We start from the raw sequence: 17,422 nt of genomic DNA, 5'->3' as shown, positions 1-17,422 counted from the left end.
GACGATTTAAAGGGGTATTATAATAGGATTTTTCTTTATAAGGTCCCTCCCATCAAATAATTGAAATCTTTTAAAAATACCATTAAAATGGCTTTTATGTTTTTGGATTTAAATCAAGTTTGTAAATTCATTTTAAGTTTGGTAATAGGGAAATTACCCACAAGTTTTACATAACAGGTAAGATCTTCTAGATTCATGATTTCAGAAGGCATTACTAATAATTTCCTTTTCTCTAAGCTGTGCATATTAACCCCATCACGCACGGTATTAGAGCCATAAGAGAGATTCTCTTGAGTCTCGATTATTTCTTGCTCACCAAGCATTAAAGCAGATTTATGTGCTGTCTGCTGATCACTCACTCGAAAAATAAATTTGCTACCAAATAGATCAAGCATTGAAGCTGCTCCTGCATGACCATATATCTCCTCTAATTGATGAATATTCTGCATGCCTGCAACAACGCAGCCACCATATTTCCTACTCTCAGCTAAAGCTACCCCTAAAGAAGATATCTTTTGTAAAGCTGGTAGTTCATCAATCACAAACCACATATTACTATGAGTATTATTGATATTCCTATTCATTAATGCTTTTATTGCTATGCTAATCCATGCAGCAATAAGTGGTCGTAGCATTACTCTTTGGTTAGGAGTACTAGTTATAAATAACCAACCTTTGTCCGCAGTAAACCACTTTCTAATACTAAAACTACCATCAGGCTTTAAATGTTGCAGAGCTTCAATATTTTTACTAACAGTTGCTTGAATACCGGACGAAGTCTCAGGGGCACTACTGCTAATTATACCGGCTACTGCACTATTTTTAAAGACTCTTGCAAATTCTTTATTATTTGCATAAAGAATAGTATTTACAAGCTTTTTGATGTCTTTACTATCCTGATATAATCTTAATCCTTCAGCTAATACTAGCTCAGCACTTTTAGCAAAAAAATCATCTAATTTTGGATTATAATTACTAAAACTACTGGCCATATCATTATAATCCCAAATTTCATGACAATCATTCCATGGTAGCCATGCTGAACTATTCTCTTGCAAAGGATTAAGTATCTTATCACATTTTGGATCAAAAAATCGATCAGTAAAGCTACCTGTTAAATCAACAATAATTGCTCTACCTCGCTCTTTTCTAATCTGAGGTAATAGCTCATTTAACATATTAGTTTTACCACTACCTGTAGTACCGGTAATAAGAATATGTCTTCTCTCACTATCATTTAACCAATGGTAATCCAGAAAAGCAAATATTAGCAGCTTGTTTGTTTTTATAAAGCATTTTTGCTAAAGTACCTGCTTCCACAAAATCTGCTCCCCTAATCTTATCTTGGATAACAGCTTTTTTACCTCGATACATAAAAAAGATGATAGCAGTAAATATTCCAACAGTAAAAGTAATAGTACCTTCTTGCCAAGCTGAATGCAATAAAAATTGCCCAAATTGATTGATATTATGCGAATGCTGTGTAACATGCCAAAATTTATGAACAAATTCTTCAGCATTACGGTAAACCCAAGCTTTTTGCTCTAAATAATAGAATTTAATACCTATTTGATCTATAGGATAAAAATACTGTCCTATGACAAGTTTTAATTGTACGTATCGCTCTATGATAAAATAATATTGATCTGTCAACAGTTTTCCGGACAGTTTTTTACGCACATTTTTGTATTTTTTCGTATTGTACTGGTGATAGATAATCGTTAGCAGAATGCATTCTTATACGATTATAAAATACCTCTATATATTCAAATATAGCATGTTTTACTTCCTCCCTAGTTTTAAATTTATGTTGATAAATTAATTCTGTTTTTATAGTATGAAAAAAGCTTTCAGCAACAGCATTATCCCAGCAATTTCCTTTACGACTCATACTCTGTATAATACCATGTTGTTTTATAAGTTTTAAATGACTATCAGAACAATATTGGCTACCTCTATCAGTATGCCAAATAAGCTTTTTAGGTGGTTTACGTTGCCATATTGCCATTAGCAAAGCATTATTAACTAAATCAGCTTTCATATTACTATTCATTGACCAGCCTATTACTTTTCTAGAAAATAGATCAATAACTGTTGCTAAATATAACCATCCTTCTCCAGTTGGGATATAGGTGATATCACCAACCCAATAACAATTAACATTAGAAACTTTAAACTGTCTATCCAATAAATTAGGAGCAACTTGCTTATTATGCTTAGAATCAGTAGTTGCTTTAAATTTATACTTAGTTTTACATACTAAGCCAGCTTCATTCATTAGTCTTGTAATTCTCCTACGACTAACAATTATGCCTTGCCTCAACAAAGCCTTTTTAATGGGTCTAGATCCATAATTTCGTCTACCTTCCTGAAAAATAGCTCTAACCTTACAGGTTAATTCTCTATTTTCTTTATCCCTATTGCATCCAGGGTTATTTAACCACTCATAATAACCGCTACGTGATACCTTCATACATTTGCACATAATTGCAATTGAGAAATCATCTTGATGCTTCTTTATCCATGCATACCTTACAGGGACTCTTTTGCAAAGTACGCTGCAGCCTTTTTTAGTATATCACGCTCCTGTGTTACTATCACCAGCTCTTTCTTTAATCTTTTTAATTCATCATACAGATGTTCATCTGTTCTTGTTATTGATTCTTCAAATTGTTTAGAATATTTATCTATCCAACTATATAAAGTATTCTTACTGATACCTAATTCTTTTGCAGTCTGAATAACAGGTCGCTTCGATTCAGTTGCCAATTTAACTGCTGATTCTTTAAATTCACTAGAATACATTTTTGTTTTTGTCATACTGTATTTCCTTTCTGTTAATATTGTCTCATACTAACTGTCCGGAATACTATAGCCACATCAAGGTAAATCCAAAACATGATCACTTCCCAAGTAACATGACAAACGATCATCATAAATATGTATTCCTAATTGATACCCTATTAATCTGGAAGGTACACTATACATAACTTTTTTTACTGTAATAGTGCTAGAAGTTGTCACCCTAGCTGTTGTTTGGCTAAAATCTATAGTTCTGTGGGCCGGCAATCCTTTTAAATAAGATCGTTCAATATAAAGTTGTGGTTGATGACGATTATTGTGTCGTTGAACAACAGAGTCTATAAAATTTTGATAGTCATCTATAGATTCAAAATTATAAGAACCACGCAATAAAAGAGCTTGCTCTAAACGTCTCTTAAGATGACCATGTGCAGCCTCAACGCTACCATTCTCATGTCCTTTCCCACGATTGTTTCTTGTAGCATGCATGCCATAATGAGCACATACTTCTTTATAAGAACATGTTATATCATCTGACTCCTCTTGCGATAAATTCTTGAAAGCAGCTGACAAACTGTCAGTCCTATGTTCTTCAGGACATCCTCCTAAACTCCATAATGCATCCTGAAGCGATTGAGAAAGAGCGGTAAAACTTTCTCCGCCCTGAATCACTTTCATAAAAGACCAATTACTATAAGCTAACCGAAAATGATACAATAGATGCTTAAACGGTTTACCACAAATAGTAATCTCTATGCCTTTTAAAGCAGTAAAATCCGATAAACCTTGACGACCGGGTACATGAAGCTGGCGAAAGATAACTTCCTTTTCCGGACCATATAATGCTCTCCACTTGCTAGTGCGTCGCTGAACAGTTCTTAAAATGCTGTCCGGATATTTTCCTGGGTATTCGTCTTGAAGATATTCTAATAATGTCCAAGATGTTAAATATGGTAGTTGTTCTAATAAAGGAACTAATACACCTTCCCATACTCCTTCTAATGGATCGTTACGGTACTTACGTACTTTCTTCCCTTTCGATAAAGATAACACTTCCCTACGTTCTAAATTCCTACCACTACGTTGTGAAAAACCTGCTTTAGCTGAACAAATTGTTTGATTCAAACCTGATTTTCTTAATTTCATATATACCTCGTATTGCTGATTTGTTATTCTTCTACCGGGCATCTGTAAACTCCAAAAGTATTCAGATGCCTATTTTATCACCGGCAAAGCTAACTGTCATCCCTCGGCAATCTTACATGACATTACATATCATCACCGATAATAGCGACTAAGTTATTTTGATAAATCTGTAATAGCCACGGAACTGATATTTGATCAAAGGAAGGCAGTAAATGTCTTGCTACTATGCCGAACTCATGCCCCCCAAGGCTTGGAAACATTTTTTTAAATAGCGGAAAATATTTTTTAGATAACAGTAAATATTTCTCAAGCTTAAGGCTTTTCTCGTCTTCTAAGATATCTTTGAGCAGCAGTGGATGGTTACTTGGCATGACAAGTGCGGTATATTCTATTAAACTACTATGAAGTTTGCTTAAATTCTTACGCAAATCTTGCATTAAGTGATATACTTTTCTGCTTAACCTCTCTTCTGTATCGGTCTCACTAACAGCTCCTCTTGAGCCTTCACTTACATCACTCTCATAATTTACTGCAGAAGTTATAGTAGGGGAATTCTCAATTACTTCTTCCACATGCTCAGTTAATTCATTGGATAATAAAAAATCTTTACTTCTATCATTTATCGGCTTTTCTAAAATTAAGCCTCGCAATAGCTCACAAATTTCTTCCTGTCTTTTGCCGGCAATAATCTCTTCAGCTCGTCTTAGCTGATGTTGTTCGCTTAATTTAGTAACTAACTGATTTACTATGGAACTGATTTTTGCTTTTAACTGCTGCGGCGTAGTAGTCCCGTTAATAGAATTTACCTCTCTAATGATTAGTTCTTTTCCTTCATTACTAAATAAATATTTAGTAAGTATCGGATGTGTAACATCAAGCATATTGCTATAAAATCCTATAGTTTTCTGCTCAAAAAACTTATCTAAATTAACAAGCAAATCCTTTCTATTATCATTACTTCTACCGGCATAATATAGTAAAAGTGCTTTATTAAGCTTGAAAATGGTGTTATGCATTTCCTTGAGCTCTTTATCTTTTGTCGGCTCTATATTTATAACGCTTTTTACATGCTTAATAATTTCTTTAGCTGTTTTGATTATTGACCTAATCAGTTCTATATCTAGCTGTTTAATCTTTTCACAAATACTGACATTAAATGAAAAAGCATTATTATCTATATATTCAATTAACGGATTATCATTTAAAATAGCTGGAATATTTAAATTTTGATTTCTTATATTATTTATCGATTGAATTATATCATTACTTAATCTCTCATTATCATTAAGTAGCTGCTCTATTAAAGATAAATTCTCGTATTCACCGCTAAATATATTTTCAAAATTCGCATATAAATTGCCGCCTATGCGATAAAAAGCAAATACAGATCCCAATAACTCCATAATTAAAGGCATTTGCTCTTTATAATATCTTTTTAAAAATGCTTGAATTTGAGGAGCTGTAGCTCCATAATCTTTAATTAGCTTGCAGTTTGCCTTAAAGCAATTTCCTATATCAACATTGTCAATCGCTAGCTTTATCATATTTGCCGCTTGAGATTGCACAATATTTTCAAGCTTGGTAGTTCCACCTCGAAATTCTACACTACTATCATCCTTGATAGCTTGCACTATAGCATGGTCAAGTGCCGCTTCATCAGGACGCATAATATTAACATAACAATCTGCATATATAGGTTTATGCAGTTCTTTATTTTTGGCAGTAAAATATTTAGTATGTAAGCTTTCTATATATTCTTTGCTGTCCCCGCCTATATCATCGCTTCTTCGTACATGAAAATATAGCTTATCTTCGTTATCACCATAAATAGGAGTAATGCTCAGAATAATAGCGTTATTACCGCCTAAATAATGCGGTGTCCAGCCCATGATCTTTAAATCCTGTGAGTAAGTAAAACTAGTAAATGATCCATCCTTTAGCACGGCAAAAATCATTGAGAAAGGGCTGTTAATTCCAACTATTTGCCTGATTCCGCTACTGAATATATGCTCGGCATAAGCAGTAATATCTGATAGCTGGAAACCGCCTTTTTCTTGAGAGTAATATAAGCTATTGATTTTACAGCCACTCCCTTCTACAAAAAATATAGTTTTACCGATTATTACAGGTTTGATAGGTGATACCGGTACATCTAGCTCTTTATGGACTTTGATAAACTCGCCTTTAGAGCGATCGCCTTCTTTAATTAAATAAATCCCGTCGGTAGTACCAATCAACATTTCCGTTGAGAAAGGCACTGTCCATAACACGTTATCAAAGGTGCTTGAGGAAAAAGTAGCAGATAAGGCAGTTAAAGGATTACGAGCTTCTAGCAAAGTTTTATATGCCATACGAAAATCGCTAAAATCGCTCTTATAGCTTGCCCAAATTGCATGAATATTTTTATTAGCTCCGAAACACCATAAGCGGTTTTCAAAGGTAACGACTGAACTACAATATAATTGTTCCTGTTTTTGCTCATAGACATTAACGTTGCTTTGAGCGTGCAACTTTTTAAGCTCGTCGTTTATTTTATCTATTTCAGTATTATAAATAACTTCGTTAAACGGCTTTTGTATTGTTTGGTTATTTTGCTTATAGTAATTTACATGACATTTTAGCGGCTCGATGATAAACATCTTTTCCTTATCGGGAAACCCTGCTGCCGTTTCAGGTGTCGAAGCAATAGAACCACTAACAGCTGTTAATTGTTGTTGTGCCGCTAAATGAGCATAAAACTTTTCAACAATACTAGGGTCAACTGAAAACTTAAATATCGGTCTGTTAATGCCGCTTCCACCGCTACCGAAATTTATATAAGCTATTCCTTGAAAACAGCAATAAGAAAAATCTTTAAGCCGAAAGTGAAAATCTTGCACCCCATCCTTTAATATTTTGGTTGTTAAAAACAGCTCGCCGTTAACAAAGAATGAGCAAGTAGTTTTAAGGGGATGAGCTTCAAACACTAATAAATAAGATAGCTTCCTTGAGAACATTATACTTATTATTTTCCGTGGGACATTCTCTTTAAATAAATGCACAAATTGCGTACCATGTCTTCGCATAATACCGCCTGACGGCAGAATTATAAAATTAATTAATTTCTTTGCTCCGTTTTGATATAACCCAAGCTCGGTACGTCCTTCAATGGTCGGTGTTAGCTCACCGCCGGAAAAATTATTTTTCTGTGAATAGATAAATTGTTCAGACATATTTAACTTTCGCTCGCTTTTTAAACTTCGCCGGAGTTTACTAAATTATAACCAATATTATAAAGCCGTTTTGCTTGGTCTGAATGAATTAAATATTGTTTCTTAAGACCATCAGCAAATAAGCTATCTGAATAAAGGGCAAAAGCTACCTTTGACGCTAAAGAAAGAGCGGTAAGTAATCTAAAATTTTGTGGAACGTGCTTCCAAACATTGCCGTCATTATTAAGTAATAATTCTATAACTGTGCTGCTGTAATAAAAGAGCGAGGTAAGATTACCGCCTTTAAAGTAAATCTTCCCCGTTTCAATATAAAACTCTAAATTAGACGGCACAATAATTACTACTTTAATACAATCTTCAATATTTTCTATTTCTTTAAATTCATTATTACTGCCATCTATATTATCTATCCGCTTTAAAGCAAAATCCCATCTAACCGACAATACTGCCTCCTCAATAGCACTATCAACAAACTCCTGACAAAGATTTTCGGCTTTTGATATACTAGTGCTGTTTTGCATAGCACCATAATTTCCACTATTTGAGCCAAGTAATGCTAAAGCTTTACGGATTATTTCTTGTTTCATATGCTACTTGTATTTTACTTTAATTATTTCGCTAGTAGCGATTCTAATGCATCAACTTTAATATCATCCGTATTATCAACATTACGGCACTCTCTACCGATCATTTGCCACGGCACTATACTTGCATGCACTGCACCATTAAAATGTGCATTGTCTGCTGCCGCATTCCAATGATCGCCTGTATGCCCTGCAACGTCCGCCGGCTCTAAACATTTAATGCAAACTATTTGCCCCTCTTCAGTTCTCGTTGCCCCAAAGCCTTCGGAATAGTATAAACTCAGTGCATAATGATATTGCACTAACCTATCTATTTGCCGCTCCACCGATCCTGTAACAGTACCAAACCTTATTGAGCTTTCCGTAAAGGCGTAACAATCTCTTATGGAGTTTGCTGTATCTCTTATGTTGTTTGCCGTACCTCTTATGCCGCCTAGCATTTCGGTAATGATAAAGTTAAACCCGACAAAACTATTTACTTCACCGCTAACAAGGGCTTTAACGCTGTTATAATAGTGGCTAGTTATTTGGCTGTCTCGGAGTAAATTGCCGATTTGATAAGAGGAGCAAACTAAATAATATTTTTCATCTGCCCCGAAGCTATGTTTTTTAAGTAATTGATGAGCTTTAAGTAGTTTCTCAACAGTGAGCCCGCCGACTCTTAGTGCTTCCTTGGCGTTTGCTCCTTGCTGTCCGCCAGCACCCCCCGCCAAGTTATTTGCATGCAGCCCAAGCGTCGTATCAACCAGCTTAACACCGACGGGAATAACATTATTTACTACATCAAAATAAATGAGATTTTGCCCGGTTCTGCCGCCATTAACAGGTGAGGCAAAGCTATTGATAATTACTTGATCTTGTTTCCTGCCCATTGCAAAACCAGCAAGTTTCGGGAATTTAGACGTCGGATCACTAAGCAGATTAAGCTTATCGTTTCTATCCATAGCAGCTTCCCAGTAATAGACTTGTGCTATAACTTGGCGTCTGGTGATTTTTGGCGTTCTAAATTCGGTTAGTTTTTCCAGTTTACCTGTATTGCCATCGCCAGGCTCATGATAGCCTGCTGCTGTTCTATGTCTTGGTAATGCTTCGTGGGTGTGCATCGTCTCAAATTGGATTACTTCCGTATCTTGAGATTCGTTCGTAACAAATTTGCGGAGTTTTGAGCCTTCTTGTTGAATAACGAGTCCGATATTGCGAGCGAATTGCTCTTTTAGTGCTTCGGTGATTTGTTCCATGTCGGTAACCTTTTTAAAATGTTAAGCTTTAATAAATATCTATCGTTGATAATTATTAGTGGCTTCTTTTTAAAAGGTTACCGCTAAGATTTATGCGACCTTAAGAAGTTGTCACTTAGGATTATAAGCGATGGTGTATAACTCATTCATTTGGGCAATAGCTGATGCATGCCCCGTATGATTCTTATCTTTAAATTTTAGCATAAAATCATGGTTAGATTCAAGTCTTTTTATTTCTTTTAATGCCGAGTCAGCCCCTGTAATTGTAGGCTTTTCTGCTCCTGTTACCAGTGAGTCGGATTTTAACGTTTCACCGATTTTAACTAACATATCTACAAGAGCAGGGTTATAGTTTGATTCCTCTATTAATCCCGCTAATTCTTTCGTGCCGAAGTTTTTTAAAGCTACGTTCATAACGTTTATTTTACTATCAAATCCGTCATTATAACGTTTCTTTAACCAGTCTATATTTGAGTGACGCAATCCCTCTATTTCTTCCTGCTGTTTCTTCTGAATATCTACGGAATAATTATATAGACTATTAAGCAGCTTCTCTCCCTGCCTTTTGCTTAGACCGCTTTGATAAAACATTTCTTCATATTGTTTTAAATATTCCTCATCCTCAACAGTTCTCTTGTCAGTATATTTCTTATCTTCCGGCAAGCCTAAACGAGTATAAAATTTGTTCCATTCTTCATTTGGAGCATCTCCCTTAGGTATAGCAACTCGGCTATTTAAGTTTTTTTCGGCTTCTAAATAACTACTTGCTAAAGAGGAAATATCTTTAAACTTGCTTAAAGATTCTGCTTTTTGTAGATCTTCCGGCAAAGCCGACAGCCAGGACGTACTAGCTGCTTCCCCGATATTATCACTTTGTAGCTCGTTTTGTTCTTCACTCATCTCTTTCCTCTTTTAGCTTCTCTATTTCATCCTCAGATAACCCTGTAAATTCTGCTATTTGTTTAACAGACTTGCCTTGTTTTATCATCATTTTTATTAATTCAGCTTTACCTTCAACTTTTCCTTTTTCTTCAGCAGAAACAATATAATCACGCTCCTTTAAGGTTTTGTTCATATAGTCTCGATAAGCTTTTAATTCTTTAGGAGTCATCTTAAGTATGCTAAGCTTCTCGGCTATTTTCTTCATGTAAGGTGATTTAAAATCTTCTCTTACTTCTGAATGTTTGGTCATATATAGCCATTCATCCATTTCATCTTTTACAACATCATCAAATAAAGGTACGGATATTACAAAATACTCCGGAAACAAATTATAATTGTCAAATATTCTACCGCCCATGTCGGCTAAGTGCAAGTGCATAGGATGCTCACGGTCTACCTCTCTAAAAATAGTTTTACCGTGATATAACGGCACTTTCATATTAGCAAACGGAAAGTATAATAAATTAATATGGAATACTTTTTTGATAGTAGCGTAGTCCTCGCTTTTAGAAATACTATCGACGATTAAACGGCTACTGTTAAAACAAGCTTTTTTTAGGAAAAGATCAGTATGTGAGCGATCTATTTCCACTATATATTTATGCCCTTGCTCGTCTTCAACTACGACGTCTGCTACACTAGACTTTAATGTTGCTTTTTCCTTATTACTTTCACTTTCAAGTACTGCTGTTATTTTTACTGCACTATATCCTGCATCTTTAAGAATAATCGAAATAAACCCCTCGACTATGTCATAATCGCCTTTATTCCTTAATAAATTTTTAATAGCGTAATCAAAACTGACTATAGTACTCATAAATTCCCTTCCATATTATTTGTGTTATTTTCCAACTGCGAACAAATATATAAAAATAAAGCCCTTTGTCCTTCTAAATAAGCGGTGTGCCTATCATTATCGGCTATAAAATTTGATCTATACATGCCGCTCATATTTGCCAAATCCTCTAAGATCATTATACCATCATTTGAGGTAAAAATTCTACTATAAATTTGTGTTAAATCTTTTGCCTTTTGAATTACTATATTTATATCAGAATTAATTTGCTCACTTTGAGAGTTATTTGTTTCAATTAGAATTTTCATAATCTACTTATATTTTAAATTAAATCAATCTATTTTTTATTGTATCGGTAATTGCGATTGCTGAGCTTGCATTTGCTGTGCCTGAGCCATTTTTCGTTGCTGTCTGATTTGCATTACTTCTTTGTCGGGTCTAAGGATCGATTGTGGTATCCCTCTATGTTCGGCAAGTAGTTTAAAACATAAATCCCAGTTTATATTGTCGTAAATCTCCGGGCATAAATTACTAATGCCGCTACGTTGAAAGAATCCTATAACTTGCTCAATGCTATTAACTGCCGATGATTTTTGTGCTCTAGTTAAAGGTGAGACATAACTAATTTCAATGTCGGGTAGGATATTTACTCCTTCTAATGCCGGCAATTTGTTATACTTGGCTAATATTCCATAAATAGCTCTAATTAGCGGATTTAAAAACTCCGTTTCAATTCTGCCTACCATCGGCGACATCATCCGCATTTGCTCCTCATTTCGTATTTGTACTTCCGTCGCCGTCATTTCTTTATTTTCTTTCTGCATGCGGAATATATCAATATAAGAAGCCTTAAATATTGCATCCCGGCATTTATCTTGTTGTAGTTCTGTAGCTACAGGGTTATCGATATTGCTAAGATTTGTTATTTTTTCAGTGCCGTTCTCAAAATAATTTGCTGCCCCTGGAGTATCACGAAGTGGTAATTGATAGCCACGTTTTGGTATCAAACGAGATGGTTGTAATTGCAGCTGTGATACCTTAGCTGTAGTATTACGAAATGAATTTAACAGCTTTATATCCGGTAAAACGTGATGAGCCGGGGCATAGCCGTAAACTTCCCCCTCTTCTTTAATCCACCTTGTGACAAAGAATGGAAAATATGAATAGCCGGACTCGGCAATTAATTTTTGTTCAGCTAAATAAATATATTGTGATGTATAAGCTAAACTTTTCTTTTTACCGCCTTCATCTGCAGGGGCGACGATATGCAATATCTCTATTTGTTCGTCAGGGCTTTTAAGCAGCTTATCTTTAAATGGTGCAAAATCCGACCATTTACTTGCTGCCGTTTTGACGTTCATCGTAAAAAGTCGGTACATGGAATTAACAAAGCCGTATTTATCTTCTTCAAAATAACATTCTTTTAGACTAATATTGCGAAAAAACAGCCCTGATCGTAATTCCGGCTCTTCTTCGACGTAAAATATAGAAGTGCCAAATGCTGCAAGATTTAAAAAAAACTCGTGTATTTGGTTGTAAAAATTTGATCCCGGATTATTAAAAATATTTAAGATAGTATTTTCTATCGTTTCCAACCATAATTTGACTTCCGGTAGCTCATTTAATGGCTGGTCGTCTTCACTACCTTCTTGCTCTAACAAATTAATATTAAACCATTTAACAGCTCTATTAACCATTAAACTTTGCAGTCCTGATGCTAGTTGCTCCCTTGCCCAAATAGAGGTGGAATCAAATATTTCCTTATTGCTTGTGGTTTGCGGACAGACATATTTTTTTAGCTCGTCCCAAACGGCGTTCCATTTCTCTCGCTTAGTTTTTAAAGTTTCAAAATATTCTATCTTACCGGCGATATCATCACGCATAAGCTATGTTACTCCTGCTATTTTGGTTATAATTTGTGTTACCTCTTAAATAAGGAGTTCCTAAACTTCTCGAGACTTTTTTAAGTTTCTTCAAAAAATCCAGATCATATAACACTTCCGAGCTGTATTTTTTGCCGTCTGCTGAAGTCATTTGCGGTAGCCCTAAGCTTAAATTATTCAAATCACCAAGGGCAGTAATTTTTCCTAGCGATTCCTCAAGCTTTGGTAAGTCTTGAAGTTTCGGTACAGTCGGCATATTAAAATGTGATAAAGATTGTTTTATGCCGCCTAGCCCGGATATTGCATGAAGTGAGATTTAAAGTAAGAAATTGAGTAATTTATAATATTAGCAATGATACTTTTGTAAAAATTTTGCCAAAAAGTGCTTTGAAGCCGTTATTTTCAAATTTTAGATGTAATGCCCCTTACCCCATTTTTTCTAAGCACCGGGAACAGTGCTAATCTAGGTTATTCTAATGCTAATTTCTTCATCACATGATTCCATACCTGTCGGTAAGGATATGATGAAGATAACAAAAACTTAATACGCCTAGTATTACGGATAATTACTACCCCAATTTTTAATAATTTTAAACGTATTGTACCTATTTGTGCTTTTGCTAATGCACTACCTTGTAATAAATTACCTCTGATATATTCTACTAAAGTGTATGCAAGACCCGATAAAATCATTCTGAGCTGATTAGCCCACCATCTATGACAAGAAGTACGATCTGCAAATAATTCTAGTTGTTGCTCTTTTATACGGTTTTCCATATCACCACGACCACAGTAAACTTTGTCGTATAAATCTTCAGGTTTATCTGATAAATTAGTTACTATATACCTTGGATTTTCTCCAAGCATTGTCATTTCTGCCTTACCAATTATTCTACGTTCATGACTCCAACTACCAGCCTTATATGGAAACTCACTAAAAAGACGTTGCTTTTCTTGGGTTATAATAAATGCTGCTTTTGACTTCTCCATTGTAGGTTTCAGTAACTCATTTAGTCTGTTATTTTGGGGCATTCCTACAATATATTTTATATTATGAATATCACACCAATCAAACATCTGATGACGACAAAATCCACTATCACCACGAAAAATAATCTTTACCTCTGGCCAAGCTTGGCGAAAACGTTTTACTAACAATGATAATATTGCCCAAGAATGTTTTGCTTGATCCTGCTTTGACGTCCTAAGATAACTAACTAACAGATGCTTTCCACAAAAAACATACAAAGGTAAAAAGCAATTATGACCGTAATAACCATGATAAAACTTACCTTCCTGTTGCCCATGAATTTCATCATCCGTAGCATCAAAATCAAGTATTAGCTGCTTTGGTACTATTTTATGAGACTTAATAAATTTATCAAGCATTAGTTCATGCACTTTAATTGCAAAGTGTCTATCAGCATTGTTTTCTATACGACATAAGGTAGAACTACTTGCCATATCATCAATTGTTTCCATAGCTGTTTGCATAGCAGGACATTTTCGTAGATAATTGTGGTCATTTAAATCTTCATAACCTAATGCAATACCATAAATTCGTTGCCTCAGCATTGTTGCCATATTATGGGTAATTTTACTACCATCTCGTCTATCAGGAAATATTTTAGCAAGCTCCTCTGTTATACCAAGCCTTTTATCTGCTTCTCTTAATAACAACACACCTCCATCGCTACTAATATCACCTCCAGTGAAATTTATCTCTATTGTCCGATTTTTTACTTTGGAAAACTGGTAACTATATGCTATACAATTTGTCATGACAAAATCCTTTGTATTATTCTAATGAAATACCAGTATTATACAGCTTTACGAGGATTTTGTCTCCTATATCTCATGCAATATCCGGGCTAGTTCAGGGATAGCTACTTTGTTACCGAATAAACCCTGTTGCCATAGAGAAGCAGAATTATTATAGCTTTCTGCTCCTCTATTCTCTAATGCTATTCTCTGCCAATCAGCAGCCATCCTGCCTTTATTCATCTTATTCATAAAATGACCTATGCCAAGCACAGGAGCCGCATATTGCAACCCCGTACCAAGCGAGCCAAGTAGAGAAGAACCGAAAGCCCCCGATGTAGCAGCTCCAGCCCCTGCACCGGTTGCAGCGGCGGCAGGAGCCAGATACATACCCGCACCGAATGTTAAAGCTGCCAGTGCTGCTCCTTGTGTCAAACCGGTTAGTCTGCTAGCTTTCTTAAGTTTATTTGCTCGAAAACCTACACTATTCCCCAAATTATCTAAATGTGCTTGGGCAGTATTGCTGTAATTATCCAGCTGACTATTTAGGCTTTCAGTTTGCGACTTATGACTGTTATATTCATTTTCTAATCTTTGTTGCTCATTCTGATAATTGCGTATAACACTCTCTAATTGACTGCGAGCATTATTAAAATGATCGCTATTTTGTAATAGCCTATCTTGTTGTAGCTTGTAAGAGGATAATCGCTGCTCTAAATTAGCTCTCTCGCTAGAGAGTCCCGTATGCTGCTTAGTTATTTCATCTAAGCCTTTCCGTATGTTGTTTTCGGTCTCTTCTCGATGCTTCTTTAAATTCTCGGTGTCCGCACGATATCTTTTGATCTCGCCGCTTGCCTCATCTTCGGTTAAACCTCTAAGCCGCTCCTTTTGTTGTAAAACCGACTCGAACATTTGCTGAAAAGTAGCAGGCAGCTTTTGTATTTCACTTATTTTGTTACTTAACCCGGATATTGCATGAGATATAGGAGACAAAATCCTCGTAAAGCTGTATAATACTGGTATTTCATTAGAATAATACAAAGGATTTTGTCATGACAAATTGTATAGCATATAGTTACCAGTTTTCCAAAGTAAAAAATCGGACAATAGAGATAAATTTCACTGGAGGTGATATTAGTAGCGATGGAGGTGTGTTGTTATTAAGAGAAGCAGATAAAAGGCTTGGTATAACAGAGGAGCTTGCTAAAATATTTCCTGATAGACGAGATGGTAGTAAAATTACCCATAATATGGCAACAATGCTGAGGCAACGAATTTATGGTATTGCATTAGGTTATGAAGATTTAAATGACCACAATTATCTACGAAAATGTCCTGCTATGCAAACAGCTATGGAAACAATTGATGATATGGCAAGTAGTTCTACCTTATGTCGTATAGAAAACAATGCTGATAGACACTTTGCAATTAAAGTGCATGAACTAATGCTTGATAAATTTATTAAGTCTCATAAAATAGTACCAAAGCAGCTAATACTTGATTTTGATGCTACGGATGATGAAATTCATGGGCAACAGGAAGGTAAGTTTTATCATGGTTATTACGGTCATAATTGCTTTTTACCTTTGTATGTTTTTTGTGGAAAGCATCTGTTAGTTAGTTATCTTAGGACGTCAAAGCAGGATCAAGCAAAACATTCTTGGGCAATATTATCATTGTTAGTAAAACGTTTTCGCCAAGCTTGGCCAGAGGTAAAGATTATTTTTCGTGGTGATAGTGGATTTTGTCGTCATCAGATGTTTGATTGGTGTGATATTCATAATATAAAATATATTGTAGGAATGCCCCAAAATAACAGACTAAATGAGTTACTGAAACCTACAATGGAGAAGTCAAAAGCAGCATTTATTATAACCCAAGAAAAGCAACGTCTTTTTAGTGAGTTTCCATATAAGGCTGGTAGTTGGAGTCATGAACGTAGAATAATTGGTAAGGCAGAAATGACAATGCTTGGAGAAAATCCAAGGTATATAGTAACTAATTTATCAGATAAACCTGAAGATTTATACGACAAAGTTTACTGTGGTCGTGGTGATATGGAAAACCGTATAAAAGAGCAACAACTAGAATTATTTGCAGATCGTACTTCTTGTCATAGATGGTGGGCTAATCAGCTCAGAATGATTTTATCGGGTCTTGCATACACTTTAGTAGAATATATCAGAGGTAATTTATTACAAGGTAGTGCATTAGCAAAAGCACAAATAGGTACAATACGTTTAAAATTATTAAAAATTGGGGTAGTAATTATCCGTAATACTAGGCGTATTAAGTTTTTGTTATCTTCATCATATCCTTACCGACAGGTATGGAATCATGTGATGAAGAAATTAGCATTAGAATAACCTAGATTAGCACTGTTCCCGGTGCTTAGAAAAAATGGGGTAAGGGGCATTACATCTAAAATTTGAAAATAACGGCTTCAAAGCACTTTTTGGCAAAATTTTTACAAAAGTATCATTGCTAATATTATAAATTACTCAATTTCTTACTTTAAATCTCACTTCATGCAATATCCGGGTTAAAGACGGGGCTTTATTTTTAAACCCTTCAAAGGCGGCTTGCAATTCGTTTGCTTCAGAGCCTAAACTTGCCTTTTGCTGTTCTAAATTCTGCAAGCCTCTTTGATACTCATCTACGTGACTCTGCAACTGATAACTATTTTGTCCATGCTGATATTTCTGCTGTTCGATACTTTGCAGTCGTTGTGCCGATTCGTATAATTGCTTGTTTAAATTATCGATAGTAGATTGTGCTTGAGATGCATAGCTGTTATAGTCATTTAAGGCATTGTTATAATGGAATTTTTGCCTTTCGGTCTCTCGACCGGTTAAATATTTTCCGCCGGGAACAAATTTACTTACCGCTCCGATAGTTGCCTTAAGCGGGTTTCTAAAGAATCCACGAGCCGGCACAATATGATCTACCAATTTTGTAACCGGCACAACATGATCTACTAATTTTACAACAGGTTTAGTAACTGCTTTGACAACTTTTTTTAACCATCCCATATATTCCCTCTTGATTTTTTTATAGC

General features: G+C 35.2%; 14 protein-coding genes and 1 pseudogene. 1 reads left to right on the top strand and 14 read right to left on the bottom strand.

The annotated features are described in order from the left end of the window. Window positions 1-113: 113 nt before the first annotated feature. From AAGD48_RS01530 to AAGD48_RS01470, 13 genes and pseudogenes are all read right to left on the bottom strand, one after another. Window positions 114-1,680: pseudogene (locus AAGD48_RS01530) on the bottom strand (type IV secretion system DNA-binding domain-containing protein); the annotation flags it as partial. Then, window positions 1,673-2,820, bottom strand: a protein-coding gene (locus AAGD48_RS01525; protein WP_410526021.1) for an IS3 family transposase whose coding sequence is annotated in 2 segments (ribosomal slippage) — window positions 1,673-2,574 and window positions 2,574-2,820 — 1,149 coding nt in all. Because the reading frame shifts where the segments join, the coding sequence is not laid out codon by codon here. The pseudogene AAGD48_RS01530 and the gene AAGD48_RS01525, both read right to left, overlap by 8 nt. A 60-nt stretch (window positions 2,821-2,880) precedes the next feature. Then, the gene (gene istA / locus AAGD48_RS01520) at window positions 2,881-3,990 is read right to left on the bottom strand and encodes an IS21 family transposase (RefSeq protein WP_341790180.1); all 1,110 of its coding nucleotides are present in this window, start codon (window positions 3,988-3,990) and stop codon (window positions 2,881-2,883) included. A gap of 80 nt (window positions 3,991-4,070) precedes the next feature. After that, the gene (locus tag AAGD48_RS01515) at window positions 4,071-7,160 is read right to left on the bottom strand and encodes a hypothetical protein (RefSeq protein ID WP_341790179.1); all 3,090 of its coding nucleotides are present in this window, start codon (window positions 7,158-7,160) and stop codon (window positions 4,071-4,073) included. A 20-nt stretch (window positions 7,161-7,180) separates the two neighbouring features. Then, window positions 7,181-7,747: a hypothetical protein gene (locus AAGD48_RS01510; RefSeq protein ID WP_341790178.1), complete on the bottom strand. Its 567-nt coding sequence runs from the start codon at window positions 7,745-7,747 to the stop codon at window positions 7,181-7,183. A 23-nt stretch (window positions 7,748-7,770) separates the two neighbouring features. After that, window positions 7,771-8,982: a phage capsid protein gene (locus AAGD48_RS01505; protein ID WP_341790177.1), complete on the bottom strand. Its 1,212-nt coding sequence runs from the start codon at window positions 8,980-8,982 to the stop codon at window positions 7,771-7,773. 111 nt (window positions 8,983-9,093) lie between these two features. Next, window positions 9,094-9,882, bottom strand: coding sequence for a hypothetical protein (locus AAGD48_RS01500; RefSeq protein ID WP_341790176.1), 789 nt, complete (start codon window positions 9,880-9,882; stop codon window positions 9,094-9,096). Further along, window positions 9,875-10,741 (bottom strand): Rpn family recombination-promoting nuclease/putative transposase, encoded by an 867-nt coding sequence (locus AAGD48_RS01495; protein ID WP_341790175.1) that lies wholly within the window; start codon window positions 10,739-10,741, stop codon window positions 9,875-9,877. Before AAGD48_RS01495 ends, AAGD48_RS01500 begins: the two co-directional genes overlap by 8 nt. Then, on the bottom strand, window positions 10,738-11,028 hold the full coding sequence (locus AAGD48_RS01490) for a hypothetical protein (RefSeq protein ID WP_341790174.1): 291 nt from the start codon (window positions 11,026-11,028) through the stop codon (window positions 10,738-10,740). The genes AAGD48_RS01495 and AAGD48_RS01490 overlap by 4 nt, the downstream gene beginning before the upstream one ends. A gap of 36 nt (window positions 11,029-11,064) precedes the next feature. Further along, complete coding sequence (locus tag AAGD48_RS01485) at window positions 11,065-12,603, bottom strand: portal protein (RefSeq protein ID WP_341790173.1); 1,539 nt, start codon at window positions 12,601-12,603, stop codon at window positions 11,065-11,067. Further along, the gene (locus tag AAGD48_RS01480; RefSeq protein WP_341790172.1) at window positions 12,596-12,859 is read right to left on the bottom strand and encodes a hypothetical protein; all 264 of its coding nucleotides are present in this window, start codon (window positions 12,857-12,859) and stop codon (window positions 12,596-12,598) included. The genes AAGD48_RS01485 and AAGD48_RS01480 overlap by 8 nt, the downstream gene beginning before the upstream one ends. Before the next feature lie 212 nt (window positions 12,860-13,071). Next, window positions 13,072-14,385, bottom strand: a complete 1,314-nt coding sequence (locus tag AAGD48_RS01475; protein WP_341789277.1) for an IS1380 family transposase — start codon at window positions 14,383-14,385, stop codon at window positions 13,072-13,074. Between the two features lie 66 nt (window positions 14,386-14,451). Further along, window positions 14,452-15,357 carry a hypothetical protein gene (locus tag AAGD48_RS01470; protein ID WP_341790171.1) on the bottom strand — a complete coding sequence of 302 codons (906 nt, stop codon included), beginning with the start codon at window positions 15,355-15,357 and terminating at the stop codon, window positions 14,452-14,454. A gap of 59 nt (window positions 15,358-15,416) precedes the next feature. Here AAGD48_RS01470 and AAGD48_RS01465 point away from each other — a divergent pair, with 59 nt between their 5' ends. Further along, window positions 15,417-16,730 carry an IS1380 family transposase gene (locus AAGD48_RS01465; protein ID WP_341789277.1) on the top strand — a complete coding sequence of 438 codons (1,314 nt, stop codon included), beginning with the start codon at window positions 15,417-15,419 and terminating at the stop codon, window positions 16,728-16,730. A gap of 135 nt (window positions 16,731-16,865) precedes the next feature. Here AAGD48_RS01465 and AAGD48_RS01460 read toward each other — a convergent pair whose 3' ends face one another. Then, on the bottom strand, window positions 16,866-17,396 hold the full coding sequence (locus AAGD48_RS01460) for a hypothetical protein (protein WP_341790170.1): 531 nt from the start codon (window positions 17,394-17,396) through the stop codon (window positions 16,866-16,868). Window positions 17,397-17,422: the final 26 nt, after the last annotated feature.

Source organism: Rickettsia endosymbiont of Polydrusus tereticollis, from assembly GCF_964026385.1.
GTDB lineage: Bacteria > Pseudomonadota > Alphaproteobacteria > Rickettsiales > Rickettsiaceae > Rickettsia.
The sequence above is the reverse complement of the archived record's forward strand: the minus strand, read 5'-3'. Positions and strand labels throughout refer to the sequence as shown.

Excerpts from the sequence above, each read along its gene's own strand:
- istA (WP_341790180.1), bottom strand. The coding sequence starts at position 3,990 with ATGCCCGGTAGAAGAATAACAAATCAGCAATACGAGGTATATATGAAA.
- AAGD48_RS01515 (WP_341790179.1), bottom strand. The coding sequence starts at position 7,160 with ATGTCTGAACAATTTATCTATTCACAGAAAAATAATTTTTCCGGCGGT.
- AAGD48_RS01510 (WP_341790178.1), bottom strand. The coding sequence starts at position 7,747 with ATGAAACAAGAAATAATCCGTAAAGCTTTAGCATTACTTGGCTCAAAT.
- AAGD48_RS01505 (WP_341790177.1), bottom strand. The coding sequence starts at position 8,982 with ATGGAACAAATCACCGAAGCACTAAAAGAGCAATTCGCTCGCAATATC.
- AAGD48_RS01500 (WP_341790176.1), bottom strand. The coding sequence starts at position 9,882 with ATGAGTGAAGAACAAAACGAGCTACAAAGTGATAATATCGGGGAAGCA.
- AAGD48_RS01495 (WP_341790175.1), bottom strand. The coding sequence starts at position 10,741 with ATGAGTACTATAGTCAGTTTTGATTACGCTATTAAAAATTTATTAAGG.
- AAGD48_RS01490 (WP_341790174.1), bottom strand. The coding sequence starts at position 11,028 with ATGAAAATTCTAATTGAAACAAATAACTCTCAAAGTGAGCAAATTAAT.
- AAGD48_RS01485 (WP_341790173.1), bottom strand. The coding sequence starts at position 12,603 with ATGCGTGATGATATCGCCGGTAAGATAGAATATTTTGAAACTTTAAAA.
- AAGD48_RS01480 (WP_341790172.1), bottom strand. The coding sequence starts at position 12,859 with ATGCCGACTGTACCGAAACTTCAAGACTTACCAAAGCTTGAGGAATCG.
- AAGD48_RS01475 (WP_341789277.1), bottom strand. The coding sequence starts at position 14,385 with ATGACAAATTGTATAGCATATAGTTACCAGTTTTCCAAAGTAAAAAAT.
- AAGD48_RS01465 (WP_341789277.1), top strand. The coding sequence starts at position 15,417 with ATGACAAATTGTATAGCATATAGTTACCAGTTTTCCAAAGTAAAAAAT.
- AAGD48_RS01460 (WP_341790170.1), bottom strand. The coding sequence starts at position 17,396 with ATGGGATGGTTAAAAAAAGTTGTCAAAGCAGTTACTAAACCTGTTGTA.